The organism is Flavobacterium sp. N2550, from assembly GCF_025947265.1.
Classification (GTDB): domain Bacteria; phylum Bacteroidota; class Bacteroidia; order Flavobacteriales; family Flavobacteriaceae; genus Flavobacterium; species Flavobacterium endophyticum.
In genome coordinates, this window is the sequence record NZ_CP110007.1 from 1,338,500 (window position 1) to 1,355,450 (window position 16,951).

15 protein-coding genes are annotated in these 16,951 nt (G+C 37.2%); 4 read left to right on the forward strand and 11 right to left on the reverse strand.

Going from position 1 to position 16,951, the window contains the following annotated elements; all coding sequences use genetic code 11:
• Window positions 1-76: 76 nt before the first annotated feature.
• Window positions 77-913, forward strand: coding sequence for a DNA/RNA non-specific endonuclease (locus OLM56_RS05760; protein ID WP_264528642.1), 837 nt, complete (start codon window positions 77-79; stop codon window positions 911-913).
• 4 nt (window positions 914-917) lie between these two features.
• Here the strand turns inward: OLM56_RS05760 and rodA are convergent, their stop codons facing one another.
• The 6 genes from rodA to purH are packed head-to-tail and all read right to left on the reverse strand — an operon-like array spanning window position 918 to window position 7,985.
• Window positions 918-2,171, reverse strand: coding sequence for a rod shape-determining protein RodA (gene rodA, locus OLM56_RS05765; protein WP_121376082.1), 1,254 nt, complete (start codon window positions 2,169-2,171; stop codon window positions 918-920).
• A 4-nt stretch (window positions 2,172-2,175) separates the two neighbouring features.
• The gene (gene mrdA, locus OLM56_RS05770; protein WP_121376083.1) at window positions 2,176-4,032 is read right to left on the reverse strand and encodes a penicillin-binding protein 2; all 1,857 of its coding nucleotides are present in this window, start codon (window positions 4,030-4,032) and stop codon (window positions 2,176-2,178) included.
• Window positions 4,029-4,538 (reverse strand): rod shape-determining protein MreD, encoded by a 510-nt coding sequence (locus OLM56_RS05775; protein WP_121376084.1) that lies wholly within the window; start codon window positions 4,536-4,538, stop codon window positions 4,029-4,031. Before OLM56_RS05775 ends, mrdA begins: the two co-directional genes overlap by 4 nt.
• On the reverse strand, window positions 4,531-5,361 hold the full coding sequence (mreC, locus tag OLM56_RS05780; RefSeq protein ID WP_264528643.1) for a rod shape-determining protein MreC: 831 nt from the start codon (window positions 5,359-5,361) through the stop codon (window positions 4,531-4,533). The genes OLM56_RS05775 and mreC overlap by 8 nt, the downstream gene beginning before the upstream one ends.
• Before the next feature lie 11 nt (window positions 5,362-5,372).
• A complete protein-coding gene (locus OLM56_RS05785; protein ID WP_056072239.1) occupies window positions 5,373-6,401 on the reverse strand; it encodes a rod shape-determining protein in 1,029 nt (342 codons plus the stop codon).
• A gap of 57 nt (window positions 6,402-6,458) precedes the next feature.
• Complete coding sequence (purH, locus tag OLM56_RS05790) at window positions 6,459-7,985, reverse strand: bifunctional phosphoribosylaminoimidazolecarboxamide formyltransferase/IMP cyclohydrolase (protein ID WP_264528644.1); 1,527 nt, start codon at window positions 7,983-7,985, stop codon at window positions 6,459-6,461.
• 274 nt (window positions 7,986-8,259) lie between these two features.
• Between purH and OLM56_RS05795 the strand changes: the two genes are divergently transcribed.
• On the forward strand, window positions 8,260-9,510 hold the full coding sequence (locus tag OLM56_RS05795) for an ABC transporter permease (protein WP_264528645.1): 1,251 nt from the start codon (window positions 8,260-8,262) through the stop codon (window positions 9,508-9,510).
• A 54-nt stretch (window positions 9,511-9,564) separates the two neighbouring features.
• Here OLM56_RS05795 and accD read toward each other — a convergent pair whose 3' ends face one another.
• The 3 genes from accD to OLM56_RS05810 form a co-directional block, all read right to left on the reverse strand.
• Window positions 9,565-10,419 (reverse strand): acetyl-CoA carboxylase, carboxyltransferase subunit beta, encoded by an 855-nt coding sequence (accD, locus tag OLM56_RS05800; RefSeq protein WP_121376088.1) that lies wholly within the window; start codon window positions 10,417-10,419, stop codon window positions 9,565-9,567.
• A 71-nt stretch (window positions 10,420-10,490) separates the two neighbouring features.
• A complete protein-coding gene (gene fbaA, locus OLM56_RS05805) occupies window positions 10,491-11,558 on the reverse strand; it encodes a class II fructose-bisphosphate aldolase (RefSeq protein WP_264528646.1) in 1,068 nt (355 codons plus the stop codon).
• Window positions 11,559-11,607: 49 nt separating this feature from the next.
• The gene (locus OLM56_RS05810) at window positions 11,608-14,172 is read right to left on the reverse strand and encodes a BamA/TamA family outer membrane protein (RefSeq protein WP_264528647.1); all 2,565 of its coding nucleotides are present in this window, start codon (window positions 14,170-14,172) and stop codon (window positions 11,608-11,610) included.
• A gap of 36 nt (window positions 14,173-14,208) precedes the next feature.
• Here OLM56_RS05810 and OLM56_RS05815 point away from each other — a divergent pair, with 36 nt between their 5' ends.
• Window positions 14,209-14,934, forward strand: coding sequence for a TrmH family RNA methyltransferase (locus OLM56_RS05815; RefSeq protein WP_121376090.1), 726 nt, complete (start codon window positions 14,209-14,211; stop codon window positions 14,932-14,934).
• 3 nt (window positions 14,935-14,937) lie between these two features.
• Here the strand turns inward: OLM56_RS05815 and OLM56_RS05820 are convergent, their stop codons facing one another.
• Window positions 14,938-15,642 carry a porin family protein gene (locus OLM56_RS05820; RefSeq protein WP_121376091.1) on the reverse strand — a complete coding sequence of 235 codons (705 nt, stop codon included), beginning with the start codon at window positions 15,640-15,642 and terminating at the stop codon, window positions 14,938-14,940.
• A gap of 2 nt (window positions 15,643-15,644) precedes the next feature.
• A complete protein-coding gene (ubiE, locus tag OLM56_RS05825) occupies window positions 15,645-16,376 on the reverse strand; it encodes a bifunctional demethylmenaquinone methyltransferase/2-methoxy-6-polyprenyl-1,4-benzoquinol methylase UbiE (protein ID WP_264528648.1) in 732 nt (243 codons plus the stop codon).
• 199 nt (window positions 16,377-16,575) lie between these two features.
• Here ubiE and OLM56_RS05830 point away from each other — a divergent pair, with 199 nt between their 5' ends.
• Entirely contained in the window at window positions 16,576-16,893 is a 318-nt protein-coding gene (locus OLM56_RS05830) for a hypothetical protein (protein WP_220477633.1), read from the forward strand.
• Window positions 16,894-16,951: the final 58 nt, after the last annotated feature.

Sequence of the window (16,951 nt, forward strand, 5' to 3'; positions counted from 1 at the left end):
GGAATAATTTAATATTAATAAAATAATTATAACAAATAGCATTCCATTTTTTAAATATTATAACATTTTATTAAAAATGAATAAAAAAGCCATACTGTATCTTGTATTATTAATAGGTGTTATAATTACCTATTTCTTCAGTAAGAATGAATCTAAAGAAATAATAGAAAAAAAGCCTGCCGATGTTGCTGTTTCTGAAATTAAAAAAGATTCAATTTATGAGGATGTTCAAAATTCGGGCGAAAAATACCTTCCGACATCTACAACTCATCAGCTCGTTACTCATGAAAATTATGTCCTATCTTACAATGAAAAATATGAGCAGGCAGAATGGGTTTTTTATGAAGCCAAGGTTTCAGCTAGCAGAGGTGGTGATTTTAAAAGACCTTATTTTGTTAAAGATCCTAAAGTAAAAACGGGTTCTGCCGATTGGAAAAATTATAGAAAATCAGGTTATGATAAAGGACATCTCTGTCCGGCAGGCGATATGAAATTTTCTAAACAAGCTTTTGAAGATACTTTTTATACTTCGAATATATCTCCGCAGAAAAAAGATTTCAATGCAGGTGTGTGGAATAGGTTGGAACAAAAGGTACGGTATTGGGCTGACAAATATGACGGTATTTATGTCGTGACGGGCGGTATCTTATCCGGTGGACTAAAAACAATCGGAAATGAAAAAGTAGCCGTGCCCAATTATTTTTATAAAGTATTGTTGGATGTTGATAATGGCCATTACAGAATGATTGGCTTTTTAGTGCCACACGAAAACAGCCAAAAGCCGTTATACGAATTTGTAGTTCCCGTTGATGAAATTGAAAAAAAGACAGGCATTGATTTCTTTCCTATTTTGCCAGATTCTGTAGAAGACAAATTAGAAAAAAGCGGCGACTATAAAGCTTGGAGCTTTTAAGAGCTTACCATTCATTCACTTTGTTGGCATCCATCTTGATAAAGATGAACAACAGTATGCTGAAGGCAAAAAGACTCGAACCTCCATACGAAAAGAAAGGAAGCGGTACTCCGATTGTTGGGAAGAGTCGGATAAGCATTGAGATATTTACAATAAAGTGGGCAAATAAGAATGTAGCAACGCAATAGCCGTAGACTCGGCTGAATTTGGTCTTTTGGTTTTCTGCTAGATAAATAATCCGAAGGAAAAGCGATATGAATAAGGCAATAACTACAATGGCTCCTACAAAGCCCCATTCTTCACCAACTGTCGTAAAAATGTAATCGGTATGCTGTTCAGGAACGAAGCCTCCTTTGGTCTGTGTGCCTTCGAGAAAGCCTTTTCCGAACCAACCGCCCGAACCAATCGCAATCATGGACTGATTCAAATTGTATCCTTCGTTTTTTAAATCGACATTCTCTCCAAATAATACATTAATCCTATCTTTCTGATGGGCTTCTAGGACATTGTCATAGACAAAGTCTACAGAATACGTAAATCCAGCGATTAGGACAAAAATCACGGCTGAAGCAATAGGATTTCGATTAATCCTTTTCGATAGCAAAAACTGAATCGAAATAATAGCAAATGCTATAATTAATACGAAATGTGGTTCAATAAGCAATGCCATAAAAAACAAGAGAATGGCAGAAAAGCCAGTCCATAGATACCAAGAAGGCAATCCTTCGCGATATAGGACAAAAATCAAGGCCACAAAAATCATTGCAGTTCCTGTATCATGTACTAGAATTAGCAACAATGGGACTCCCATTATTACAAAAGCCTTTAGTTGGTCATTGAAATTCTTTAAGTTGACTTGAACATCGCTCAGATATTTTGCTAAAAGCAGCGCTGTTGAGGTTTTGACGAATTCAGAAGGTTGCAAAGTAAAGCCACCAATGCTGTACCAATTGGTCTGTCCTTTGATGGTCTTTCCAAACACGAAGAGCCCTAGCAAGGATACTAGGCCGATAATATAAAAGACGAAGGCATACTTTTCATAAATCTTGGCATCAACCGTAAGCACTACTAAAACCAGTGGAATCGTGAGGCAGATAAAAAGAATCTGTTTTCCGTAAATCTGATCGATGTCAAAAATTGAAGTTTCTTCAAGAGGCAGAGAAGCAGAATAAATATTCAGCCAGCCCATTATTACCAAAATAATAAATAGAAGAATTGTAATCCAGTCGATATTATTTGTTACGCTTTGGTTTTTCATAATATCATTGATTTATTTTGAATGGCTGTCCGCTTGTTACTTTCGCGTATTCGCTTTGTAGGCTTCCTTCTAACATTCTTTTTTCCAAATCTGTTCGGGTAATTTTGCCTCGAAGATATTTCTCGATCATCAAGCTGGCAATTGGTCCAGCCCAACGAGCTCCCCAATATCCATTTTCAATAAAAACGGCAATTGCTATTTTTGGATTGTCCTTTGGTGCAAAAGCAACAAAGATGGAGTGATCCTGCAATTGTGTTCGCACGCCATTAATTTTTGTAAAGTTTTCTGCCGTTCCAGTCTTACCGCAAATGTCGATTCCTTCGACTTTAAGCGAGCGTGCAGTTCCTTCGTTATATACTCCGAAAAGACCTTCAATTACAGGCTTAAAATACTGCTTGTCAACTGTAGTAACATGTTTCGTTGTATATTTTTTATCAATTGTATGGCTTTTTATTTTTTTGATGATATGAGGCGTATAATAATAACCTTCATTTGCAACAGCCGCCATCATATTTGCTAATTGGATTGGCGTTGTCGAAACCTCGCCTTGGCCGATTGAATTTGAAATAATAGTTGTGCTTCTCCAGCCACCATTCGGATACCATCTTGTATAATACCTGGAATCTGGAATGTGTCCTTTTCTTCCTGCCGGAAGATCGTAGCCCATAAAATTTCCTAATCCGAAACTTTTCAAGTGATTGCTCCAGGCATCAACTCCGTAGCCAGGCTTCGGATATTTATCAATCGTTCTCTTGAATACGTTGGCAAAATAGGTATTGCAAGAATGCGCGATTCCTGTATGAAGATTATTGTCTCCAGAATCGTGGCATTTCATAAAAGCACCGCGACCATACGAAAAACCATGACTGCAATGAAAAGTAGTATTTTCGTCAATGACTTCTTCTTGAAGGCCAATCAGTCCTGTCATGATTTTAAATGGCGAACCAGGAGGATATTCTGCCAAAAGCCCTCTGTCAAACAAGGGCATTGCCAAGGTATCTTTACTTAGTTTGGTATAATTTTTAGAACGGTCTCTTCCTACCAAAATAGCCGGATCATAAGACGGAGCTGATACTAGTGCCAAGATTTCGCCAGTTTTTGGCTCCAGCGCAACAATACCGCCTCGTTTGTTGATCATCAAAGCTTCGCCGTATTTCTGCAGTTCGATATCCAAAGAAAGCGTCACATCCTCGCCTTGAATGGCAATCGTGTCGTAAATGCCTTCTTTGTAAGAACCGATATCCCTGTTAAAACGATCTTTTTGGATATACTTTACGCCTTTTGTTCCGCGAAGGAATTCTTCGTATACTTCTTCAACGCCTTGTTTTCCAATTAAGTCACCGCTTTTGTAGTAAGGATTTTTCTTGATGATGGCATCGTTTACTTGTGCGATATATCCGAAAACATTGGCAGCGGCATTGACCTGATAGTCCCTGAGCGAACGTTTTTGGATATAAAATCCTTGGTATTTCCTGATTTTTTCCTGAAAGCCAGCGTATTCTTTCTTGTTTAATTGAGGTAAGAATACAGAAGGAAGCCTCGGGCTATACACTGTAGCCTTTTCTATTTTGGTTCTATATTCTTCTTCTGTAATTTTTAAAAGCTTGCAAAATTCTGGAACATCGATTTCCTTAACGTCTTTTGGAATAACCATGACATCATACGATGGCTGGTTGGCAACCAAAAGCACACCATTTCGGTCAAACATATAACCGCGTTCAGGATAATCGTATTTTATCTTGATGGCGTTATTGTCAGACTTTTTGATGAAAGAGTCGTCGATAATTTGAAGATAAAAAAGCCTGGCCACAATTAAAATTGCAGACACAATTATTAAAGAGGGAAGAAGAATTTTTCTCATCTTTTGGTGTTAGGCTTAAATATATAGATAATTACGATACAAAGTATGAGGGTGAAAATCGAGCTGAAAAGTGTTCTTAGCAAAATGTTGAATATAAAACTCAACTTGAATATTTCGAGTAAGAATAATATGATATGATGCGTGAATACTGAAATCAAGAGGAATGAAAATCGTTCCGGAGTCAGCTTATCATTGATTTTTACGGTTTGATATTCATAACTTACTCCAAAAGAAAATTTGAAAAAAGTTGGTCTTACGTAAGCCAAGATAACACAGGCCGTGGCATGTACCCCTCCAGAATCACAAAACATGTCCATTATAATTCCTAAAAGAAAGCTGGCTAAAAGCAGTCCGGATCTATTACCATTTACAGGATAAAGAATGATAAACAAGATGTAAGGATACGGATTTACATAGCCCCAGAAATCGATTTCATTAAAAATCAATACCTGTGCGGCAAGCAAAAGTACAAATCGAGCGATATTTAATAATAAGGTGCTATTCATTTTCTGCTTCCGTTTTAGCCTCTAATTCCTCAATTTCTTTTCGCTCATAGTTTTCAAGGACATATACGTGGCCAAGATTGGTCATGTCGTTGAATAATCTTACGTTCAATGTAAAATAATTCGTTTCCTTGTCGGTATAAATTTTGTCGATTACACCGATATTTATATTTGGTGGAAAGGTCACAGATTCGTTTCCTGTAACAATCGTATCTCCTTTTCGAACATTTGCTAATCTAGGTACGTCAATCAGCTGGACAAAGCCCGTGTTTTTTCCATCCCAGCGTAAAGTGCCAAAATGGTTGGATTTTTTTATGCGGGCATTGATTTCTGATTTGATATTCAAGATGCTGATTACGGTAGCGTAGTTCTTTGAAGTATGCTCAACAATTCCAATGATTCCAAGACTATTAACAACGCCCATATCGGGTTTAATACCGGCTTTGCTTCCAGCATCTAATGTCAGGTAATTTTCTTTTACGTTATAGGAATTTTTGGTAACCTTTGCTTGGATGATATTGATTTTTCCATAGCCTTTCAAGCTGTCTCTGACTACAATTCCAGTTGAATCTTTTGCATTGAAAAGCATTTTTTTAAGAATAGCATTCTCTTTTGCAAGTTGTTCGTTCTGGGTTTTTAAATTCAGATATTCTTGAACGTTATGAATTCTTTCATAGACACCGCCACTAATAAAATTGGCAGAGGTCACAGCTTTGCTTCGGTGGTAGGAGTGGGACTGTATCGTAAGCACTAACGAAATGCCCAAAAGCAGCAAAAACAGCAACTTGTTGCTGTTTTTAAATATAAAATTAAATATTTGCTGCATGAACTATGCTGTTATTTTATTAATATGCTTCTGAATTTTGGTATGTTTTTAAGTGCCATTCCCGTTCCTCGAACTACAGCTCTCAAAGGATCTTCGGCAATATAAACCGGCAGGTCAGTTTTTTGTGAAATTCGTTTGTCTAATCCTCTCAGCATCGAACCTCCTCCTGCTAGATAAATCCCTGTGTTATAAATATCGGCTGCTAATTCTGGAGGAGTTTGAGATAAAGTTTCCATTACAGCATCTTCAATTCTTTGGATGGACTTGTCTAAGGCTTTTGCTATTTCTCTGAAAGAAACCTCGACTTGTTTTGGTTTTCCGGTCAACAAATCTCGACCTTGAACCGACATGTCGTCTGGCGGACTTTCTAAGTCTTCGATAGCGGCGCCGATTTCAATTTTTATTTTTTCAGCAGTACTTTCTCCAACAAAAAGGTTATGCTGCGTTCTCATATAGTAAACGATGTCATTTGTGAAAACGTCTCCTGCAATTTTGACTGATTTATCGCAGACAATTCCTCCAAGAGCAATAACTGCAATTTCGGTAGTTCCACCACCGATATCTACAATCATGTTTCCTTTTGGTTGCATGATGTCAACTCCAATACCGATAGCAGCAGCCATTGGTTCATGGATCAAATAGACTTCTTTTCCGTTAACGCGTTCTGCGGATTCTTTTACCGCTCTCATCTCCACTTCTGTAATTCCAGACGGAATACAGATAACCATTCTCAAAGCAGGCGTAAACAATCTTTTCTTTAAAGCAGGAATACTTTTTATAAACATGCTGATCATCTTTTCGGATGCGTCAAAATCAGCAATTACCCCGTCTTTCAGTGGCCTTATCGTCTTTATGTTTTCATGGGTTTTACCTTGCATCATGCTCGCTTCCTTACCAACAGCAATGATCTTGCCGGATACTCTGTCGCGAGCTACAATTGATGGACTGTCAATCACAACTTTGTCATTGTGAATAATCAGGGTGTTAGCGGTACCAAGGTCTATCGCGATATCCTCAGTCATGAAATCAAAAAATCCCATAAGTAGTTTTAGGGTTTAAAAATGTTTATAAAATTTTAACATGCAAAGTTACGTAAATTAATGTTTGAAATGACGAGTTCCTGTAAATACCATTGCAACTTTATTTTCGTTGCAGTAATTGATACTCAATTCATCTTTTATTGAGCCTCCTGGCTGAATTACGGCAGTAATTCCGGCATGATGAGCGATTTCCACACAATCTGGGAATGGGAAAAAAGCATCACTTGCCATTACGGCACCTTTCAAATCAAAATTAAAACTGTTCGCTTTTTCTATAGCTTGTTTTAAAGCATCTACGCGAGACGTCTGTCCGGTTCCTGATGCGATAAGCTGTCTGTTTTTTGCAAATACAATTGTATTTGACTTTGTGTTCTTGCAGATTTTTGATGCAAATAACAAATCTTCAATTTCCTCTGAAGATGGGGGAGTTGTAGTAACGGTCTTTAAGTGTTCTTTATTGTCCGTCACATTGTTTTTATCTTGAACCAATAATCCATTCAAACAGGTACGAACTTGTCTTTGAGGTAACTCCACTTCATTTTGTACTAAAATAATCCTGTTTTTCTTTTCAGAAAGTATTTCGATAGCAGACTCGTCGTAGCTTGGAGCGATTACAACCTCGCAGAAAAGCTGGTTGATTTCTCTTGCCGTGTCTGCATCAATTTTTCCGTTAGCAATTAAAACACCTCCAAAAGCAGAAGTCGGGTCACCAGCCAAAGCATCTAGATATGCCTCTCTCATGGTGCTTCTTGTAGCCAGTCCGCAAGCATTATTGTGCTTTAAGATAGCAAAAGTAGGCTCATTGTTTTTGAATTCTAATATCAAGTTAACTGCTGCGTCGACATCCAAAAGATTGTTGTATGACAATTCTTTTCCGTGAAGTTTTTTAAACATAGCGTCAAAATCTCCAAAGAAGAATCCTTTTTGGTGTGGGTTTTCGCCATAACGTAAAACCTGTCCGTTTGGCACGCTTTCTTTGTAAAAAGTGTCGTCGGTATTGAAATAATTAAAAATAGCTGTGTCATAATGAGACGAAACATGGAAGGCTTTGGTTGCAAAAAGCTTTCGGTCTTCTAATGTCAATTCGCCATTTTGTTTTGTAATCAATTCTAAGAAATCGGCATATTGATCTACAGAAGCCACAATCACCGTGTCCTTGAAATTTTTTGCTGCAGCACGGATCAAAGAAATACCGCCAATATCGATTTTTTCGATAATATCAGCTTCTGATGCTCCTGAAGCAACTGTTTTTTCAAACGGATACAAGTCAACAATTACCAAATCAATCTGAGGAATTTCGAATTCTTCCATCTGCTGAATATCGCCTTCGTGATCTTGACGGTTTAAGATACCGCCGAAAATTTTTGGATGCAAAGTTTTTACTCTTCCTCCAAGGATTGACGGATAGGAAGTTACGTCTTCAACAGGAACTACAGGAATTCCTAAAGCCTTGATGAAATCTTCTGTTCCTCCAGTAGAATAAAAAGTTACGTTTTGCTCGTGTAATTTTCTCACGATTGGCTCCAATCCGTCTTTTGAAAAGACTGAAATCAAGGCCGATTTGATAGTTTTTGAAGTACTCATTGTGTAGTTGTGTTTAAAGGTGCAAAAGTAGTTATTGTAACTTTAACTGTAAAACAATAAAGCCATGTTTTTTAGGTTTTTTTCAAGATTTATTTAGAGCGTGAGTTTAGGCATTTTTAGCTGCTGATTTTGCTGTCAAATAAGATTGTAGCAAAATATTTTGCAAGAGATAAGCTTAGTTTTTTGAAGTTTTCTTCTTTCTAAATAAATCTGGAAGTTTTTTAGGAAATTGTATTAAAATTACTGAATTTTACGGGAACACAAATTCTGCTCTATGGTTGTTTATTTGCGCTTGCTGCGAGAAAGTTTTGGCTTTGCCTTGAATGCCTTGCGTAATAATAAATTGCGTACCATTCTTTCGCTTCTTGGCGTAACCATTGGAATTTTCTCCATTATTGCTGTGTTGACAGCCGTTGATTCTTTGGATAGGAAGATTAAGAGCGATATGAGTACGCTTGATAAAAATACGATGTACCTGAAACGTTTTTCTTTTGGACCTTCAGAAGTGCCGCGTTGGAAAAGAGAGCAATATCCTGATGTTACTTACGATGAATTCCAATACCTGAAAAATTCAGTAAATGGAATGGATAAGTCTACGTATCAGTTATTTACCAAACGCGAGATTATCAAATACGAAACAAAGGTCGTCAGCGATGTCAATGTCGTGCCTGCTACTTATGAGTTTGTTGAAATACAGCCTCAAAAAATTAAAGAAGGACGTTTTTTTAATGAATCGGAGTCAAATTCAGGAACTACGGTTGTTATCATAGGGTATGAAATTGCCAACAGTTTGTTTGGAAATACGGATCCGATTGGCAAGAAACTCAGGTTGTACGGACAACGCTTCACGGTTATTGGTGTTTTAGAAAAACAAGGCCAGGGAATGTTTGGTGAAAGCAATGATACTTCGGCATTTATTCCGGTCAATTTCTTGAGAAATAAGTTTGGAGACCATAATGATTCCATGACGCCAATTATCGTCATCAAACCTGATGCGGGAATTGATATTGATGCATTTAAAGGTGAAATCATTCAGAAATTACGCAACAAGCGAGGCTTGAAAGTAGGACAAGACGATAATTTTTTTATAGACGTTTTATCTGGATTTACAGATTTGATTGACGGAATTGTCGGAACAATGAACCTAATAGGTTGGGCGATAAGCTTTTTCTCTCTTTTAGTTGGAGGATTCGGTGTTGCCAACATTATGTTTGTGTCTGTAAAAGAACGTACCAATTTAATAGGAATCCAAAAATCACTTGGAGCTAAAAATAAATTTATTTTGTTGCAATTTTTGTTTGAAGCAATAATCTTATGCCTTATCGGCGGTTTGATTGGATTGCTTCTGGTGTGGGGAATCGCTGCTGCCTTGACAAGCATGCTCGAATTTGAGTTTGTCTTAGGCTTTGGGAATATTGTGTTAGGCACGAGCTTAGCGGCTTTCATCGGACTCATATCAGGAATCCTGCCGGCTATTTCTGCTTCTCGATTGGATCCTGTTGAAGCAATTCGAACAGGAATGTAAGAATGAAATATTTTGATATAAAAAATCCCGATAAGCATCGGGATTTTTTATTTTTTATCGGATAGGATTGTTTAAGATCAGATCTAGATATAAATTGATCTTGTTTTTTAATTCTTTTCTAGGAGTGATGAAATCCAAGAATCCATGTTCTAAGACAAACTCTGCAGTCTGGAAGCCTTCTGGTAAGTCTTTCCCAGTAGTGTCTTTAACAACGCGAGGTCCTGCGAATCCAATTAATGCTCCTGGCTCAGAAATGTTCACGTCGCCTAACATAGCGTATGAAGCCGTCGTTCCGCCTGTCGTTGGATCGGTACATAAGGAGATATATGGAATTTTAGCTTCAGCCAATTGTGCTAATTTGGCCGAAGTTTTTGCCAACTGCATTAATGAATAAGCAGCTTCCATCATCCTTGCTCCTCCTGATTTTGAAATCATCACGAAAGGAATATTGTTTTTGATAGAATGGTCGATTCCTCTTGCGATTTTTTCTCCAACAACAGCTCCCATAGAACCTCCGATGAAGGCGAAATCCATACAGCATACTACCAAATCTTTTCCTTTTGATTTTCCTACAGCTGTCCTTACCGCATCTTTCAATTTGGTCTTGTCCATTGCATCTTTTAATCGATCAGAATATTTTTTAGTATCCACGAAGTGAAGCGGATCTTTTGAAGTCATCTTGGCATCCAATTCCTTGAATTCGTTATTGTCGAACAAGATTTCAAAGTATTCCTTGCTTCCGATTCTAACGTGGAAACCATCTTCTGGGCTCACGTATAAATTTCTTGCTAGCTCATCTGCATCAACGATTTTTCCTGTTGGAGACTTATACCAAAGTCCTTTTGGAACATCTTTTTTATCTTCTGTAGCGGTTGTGATTCCTTTTTCTGTTCTTTTAAACCAAGCCATAATATTTTTTAATTATGAATTATAAATTATGAATTAGGCGGTAACGCAATTCGTAATTTGCAATTTTGAATTTATAATGTATTTACGTTGTTCAGGTCTTTGAAAGCCTGCTCTAATCTTGTATTGAAAGTAACCTCTCCTTCACGCATCCATTTTCTTGGATCATAGTATTTTTTGTTCGGCGCTTCAGGACCTTCTGGGTTTCCGATTTGTGTTTTAAGGTAATCGATGTTTTTAACGATATAATCTCTGATTCCTTCAGTGAAAGCAAATTGCAAGTCGGTATCAATATTCATTTTAATGACCCCGTATCCGATTGCTTCTCTGATTTCTTCTAACGTCGATCCAGAACCTCCGTGGAAAACGAAATCAACAGGATTGTGTCCGGTATTGAATTTGTTTTGTACGTAGTCTTGGGAATTTTTAAGGATTTTCGGCGTAAGCTTAACGTTTCCTGGCTTGTATACGCCGTGTACGTTTCCGAAAGCCGCAGCAATTGTAAAACGCGGGCTGATTTTTAGAAGTTCTTCATACGCAAAAGCGACTTCTTCTGGCTGTGTGTATAATTTTGAGCTGTCAACATCAGAATTGTCTACCCCGTCTTCTTCACCGCCTGTAATTCCAAGCTCGATTTCTAGAGTCATTCCAATTTTGCTCATTCTTTTTAAGTATTCTTTGCAGATCTCGATGTTTTCTTCGATTGGCTCTTCAGATAAATCGATCATGTGCGAGCTGAAAAGAGATTTTCCAGTTTCTGCAAAATGTTTTTCAGAAGCATCTAGAAGCCCGTCAATCCAAGGCAATAATTTTTTTGCACAATGGTCGGTATGAAGGATAACAGTCGCTCCATAAGCTTCTGCTAAAGTATGTATGTGTTTTGCGCCAGCGATAGCTCCTGCAATTGCCGCTTTCTCATTTTCGTTAGATAAACCTTTTCCAGCGTTATAGATAGCACCGCCGTTTGAGAACTGAATGATAACAGGAGCTTTTAATTTTGCCGCCGTTTCTAGAACGCCATTGATTGTGCTTGACCCGGTTACGTTTACTGCTGGCAATGCAAATCCTTTTTCTTTTGCATAGTTAAAAATTTCCTGAACTTGATCGCCCGTTGCAACGCCTGGTTTTATATTATGAGCCATTGTGTTTTTTGTTTATAGTTAAAGACTACAAAAATAATAATTTCTGAAATTAGAATGGGTAATTAATTCCAATATTTAATACGGAGTGTCCTAAATTGTAATCTTTGAACCATCGATCTCCGACTTCTTTAGCAGGATCATAGGTCTTAAAGCCTATGTCCAGACGAATCACGAAGAAGTTAAAATCATATCGGAATCCAAATCCAGAACCTACAGCAATGTTTTCTAGAGAGCGTATTCCCGTAAAGGTTGATTTAGGATCTTTGACATTGTCTAGGACGTTCCAGATGTTGCCTACATCTCCAAAAATGGCACCGTTTAATTTGCCCAGCATCTTAAATCGAAGCTCGACGCTGTATAAAAGTTTTAAGTTGGCTTCGTTAAAATCATTGATACTGCCGCTGCTTCCTGGGCCTAATCCGTAGGATTGCCAAGCTCTATTGTCGTTAGAACCGCCTGCAAAATAGCTTCGCGAAAAAGGAATGTTATCTGAATTACCATAAGGTATGGCGATACCCATAAAAGCTCTCATGGCCAAGACTCTGTTACTTGATAAATCCCAATGTTTTATAAAATCGAGTTCTCCTTTAATGTATTGGGAATATTCAATTTCGAGGATAGTTTTGTTACCAAGTGAGTTTTTTGGCTGATTTGCTAGATCCGAAAGCAGTCCTAAAAAGTTACCAGCAGATTCGATTTTTGTCTTGAAAATCCAAAAATTATTGTCTAGAAGATCCGTTTTTGTGTTTTTTGTAAAAGTATAGCTGGAAGCAAAAATCAGGTTGTTTTCTGTCAGCCTTTCTTTTCTTTCAGAAATACTTTCAATAACTCTTAAATCTTCTGGTGTTGTTGTAATTGTAGGATTGGGGCCAATTACATCTTGGAGGAAGCCATTTGTTCCCGACTCAATAATTAAGTTTCCGTTGCTAAAATAATCAGGGTCAACCTGGCCTGAATAATCATTTGCCAATTGATTTAACCTTCCATAGGACGAACGGTATACATTGAAATAATTCGCCTTGTTGATGTTTTTTACATATTGGATATTGAATAAGTCAAAACGTGAAGTCGTATTTCTTTTCGGAGTCCAAGTATAATACATGGAGGCGGTCAGGTTTTCTTTGTCCAGACCGATATTCTGCTGTTTTGCAAATCCGACACTGAAAATCGTGTTCGGAATCATATTCTTAGCAATGATCTTGTCGGTATTGAATGGCGAAAAAAAGCGAGGCACATTCAGCTTTATATCAGCACCGTATTCTGATAAATTGAAAAATACGTTATTGGGATTGGCGATTCCCAAATCTGTTGAAGAACCAATATTTCCCCTAAGAGAAAGTTCCAAGGTTTCGGCACCACGGAAAAGATTTCGAAAGGTTCCCGTCATGCTTCCCGAAATACCAAAATTTTGGATGTTAGAGTGGGTGACATCCGCAGAAGCGCCAAAACTAAATTTCTTTCTCGGAGTCAAGTAGATGTTGGCAATCAAGGATGATTCGTTGACGTCTGTAGAATCTTCCACAAACTGGATATTTGGATAGTTGAAAACACGAAGGTTGTTCAAAGATCTTGATGTTGCTGTTCTCCTGAAATCAGCATAATTGCTTCCTTTGGAAATAAAAATAGCGTCGGTCAAAGCTTTTGGACGGTAGCGAAGTTTGTCTTTGCTATAAATGTTGAAATTATTATAGGTAGCGCTATCTGCTACTTTTACCTTATTGCTGCTTGAAGGGCTGTCGGTAAAAATATTTACTTCGCTTATTTTATAAAGCTTGAAAGGTTTTACAACTGTCGTATCTCCAACTCTGACACTTCTGTCTGTTATCTTTAAATTGACATTCGTCTTATGGTTAGTGTCAATCGAATCACAGATAAAATTAATATTTGTCGGCTGAAAATAATAGGCTCCGTTATTTCTGAAGTTGGTTGTAATTCGCTCACGTTCTGCTTCGAAATTTACAGATCGGAATTGTTCTCCTGGAATGATTAAAGACTTGTTTTTGTTTTTTTCATACAAAGAATCCAATGCTGGTGTTGCAATCTGTCTTGATAACGAGTCTATGATATAAGGCTTTCCTGTAATTACGGTATATTGTATCTGTCCTTTTTTATTAGGAAGCGTATCGATTTTATATGAAGTTTTTACGTTAAAAAATCCATTGTTGAAATAATAGGCACGTAATCTTGCCGTCGATTTTTTTGCTCTTGCTTCGTCGATGATAACGGGAGGCTCTCCGGTTCTTTTAAGAAAATTATGGATACCCGAATAGAAAAAAGATTTTCCCAGACGTTCTACCTGCTTTTTAGAAAGTAATTTAGATAGCCTTTCGTATTTTTTTGGATTGGCCGCCATTTTTGCCTTGAAAGAAGAATCTGGATTTTGCTTTGCAAGATTATATAAATTCAATCGCAAATTATATCCCAAGATGGTACTATTGGGCTTTTGATACAGAAGATTGCCGATGGCCTCATCTTTTGTTATCTCATCGTTTACGATGATTTCATTCTTTTTTAAAAGCCTTTTTCCTTCTGGAACTCTTTTTACAGTGTTGCAGGCAGTCAATATAATTCCTATTAGAAATAATAGTGATATTTTTGTACTTATCTTTTTCAAGTGTCGCGGCATATTTAATTCAAAAATACATTTTTTATGGTTAGTAAAAACCAAATAAAACTAATAACGAGCTTACAGCAAAAAAAATTCAGGAAGGAACATAAATTATTTTTTGCCGAAGGGAAAAAAGTGATTCAAGAATTGATCCATTCTAATTTTTCTCTAGAATATTTGTTTTCTACTGCTGCTGTTTTCCCTGGAATTGATCCTAAAAAGATACTCACTATTTCGGAAACTGAGTTAAAAAAAATAAGTGCGCTAACCACTCCGAATGATTGCCTTGCCGTTTTCAAGCAACCGGAATCCAAAAGTATAAATCCATCTGGATTGATTGTGGCTTTGGATGACATCCGCGATCCTGGGAATTTAGGGACGATAATACGATTATGTGATTGGTTCGGCATTACAGAATTGGTTTGTTCGGAAGAGACGGCAGATATTTATAATCCTAAAGTGGTTCAAGCTACTATGGGTTCTATCGCACGAGTGAATGTGAATTATGTAAACCTTGAAAAATTCATAAACGAAACCCAGCTGCCTGTTTTTGGTACTTTTATGGACGGTGAGAATATTTATAAATCCACACTTCCAAAAGAAGGAATCATCATCATGGGCAATGAAGCCAACGGAATTTCACCTGAGATTGAGAAAGTGGTTAAAAATAGACTTACGATTCCAAGATTTGGCGATTTACAGCAGACAGAAAGCTTGAATGTGGCTACAGCAACCGCAATTATCTTAAGCGAATTTAAAAGGAATTAAACTTTATTGGAAAGTAAAATTTACGAAAACGCCTCTGGTTCTCATCGCTTCGATGTTGCTTGTCCAAGGACTGTTTGGGTCGTTGTCACGAATTAACTCGTCATTTAGCCCGAAAACACCTCTAATAGAAGGAGAAAACTTAAAGTATTCTAAGTATAAGTCCACACCAAATCCCAATTCATAGTTGTTTGTCCATTGTTTCATTCGGAATCGGTTGTTCACGTTATCTTCTTTAGATTTCGAATTACTTCCTAAGTTTAGAGAAGTTGAAACACCGCCAACTAAGAAAGGACGGACATTTCCTGTTCGTAAAGCAGAAAATTTCACCAACAACGGGAAATGAATATACGTTGATTTTACTTGTCTCAAGGCATCGCTTTCATTGGCAAAGCCAGGGAAAAGCAAATCTCTTTGGGTATAATACAGCCCTGGTTCAAATCGTAGGTCGATATGTTCATGCAGTCTTAAGTTTCCAATAAGTCCTACATTGAAACCGGTAGTTCCTTTTACTTGGATGTCTTTTCCAGGCTCTTTATAGTCAAATTTGAAATCATAAGCGTTAAATCCAAGGAAATATCCCCAGTGGACGCGCTGCTTATCCCAGTTTTCCAAATTGATAATCGGATCCTTGCTGAATAGGTTGGTGCCGAACTGCGCTTGGCTATTCAGTGATAGGGATAGAAGAAGAATGGCAAATATTTTTTTCATACTTATTTCTTAGATGCAGAATAAATTGTTGCAACTCCAAAAGTTTGTGGCTGATCTGCAACTTCTATAAACCCAATTTTTCTCAAAATATTGTTCAAGGCTTCTCCATAAGGAAAAACTGAGGCTGATTCTGATAGATAGCCATAGGCGGCATTGTCTTTAGAGAATAGCTTTCCTATTAATGGGAGAATGTTTTTTGTGTAGAAATTATAGAACTGCTTATAAGGTGATTTTGTCGGATTTGATGTTTCTAAAATAACAAAAACACCGCCTGGTTTCAAGACACGCAGGATTTCTGAAAGTCCTTTTTCGAGATGCTCAAAATTTCGCACTCCGAAAGCAACGGTGATAGCGTCAAAAGAATTATCTTCAAAAGGCATGTTTTCTGAATCTGCCTGAATCATTTCAATTTTGTCAGAAAGGTTTTTTGCGGCGATTTTTTTTCTCCCTACCTCCAGCATTCCGGCAGAAATATCAAGACCAATAATTTTTGAAGCATTGGTCTGAGAAAGTAAAATGGCCAAGTCTCCAGTTCCTGTGGCAATATCTAAAATTGTATCTGGTTTTTTTGCAGCTACGATTTTCAATACTTTTTTACGCCATTTGATATCAATACCAAAAGAGATGACGCGGTTCAATCCATCATATTTTCCAGAAATCGTGTCGAACATTTGTTCAACCTGTTCTTTTTTTCCTAACGATGAATCTTTATAGGGAGTGATATTCTCTGACATTTTCAATAGTTTGCGCAAAGATAAACTATTCTTATGCGATTACAAAAACATCGTTCGATATGCGTTTAGGGTATTGCAAAAACAAATGAACAAAAGGTCACTAAATTAGGTTAGATAAAAATTTACCAGAATTAGGCGATTGTGCCGCATTTATATATTGTGCAATTTTACACTATGTTAAACAATTAAATTCAATAGCATGTTTTCAAGACTATTAATAGCGGAACTGAAATGGATACTACTGGCACTAGCTATCTCATTTTTTCTTGTGAACAGTATCAACGGCGGAGTTTTTAGGAATGACGCTGAAATTGGGGTGCCACAAACGTTCTTAGGGTTAAATTTGTTTTTGGAAATTTTAGTTTTTTTCGTTTTTAGTACCTTTGTGGTATTTGGTATTAAAGGCTTTTTTGAGATGTATTCTCGAAAATTTGCCAATGTCATTATCTTCATCTCTGGAGTTTTGATGGCGGCACTAATATTTATTTTAAGTTATCAGATACTGTCTATAGAATAAGCTATTTTCTAGAGAACCTATTGAAAGTTTAACTAGACATCCTGAAATTTTTTCAGGA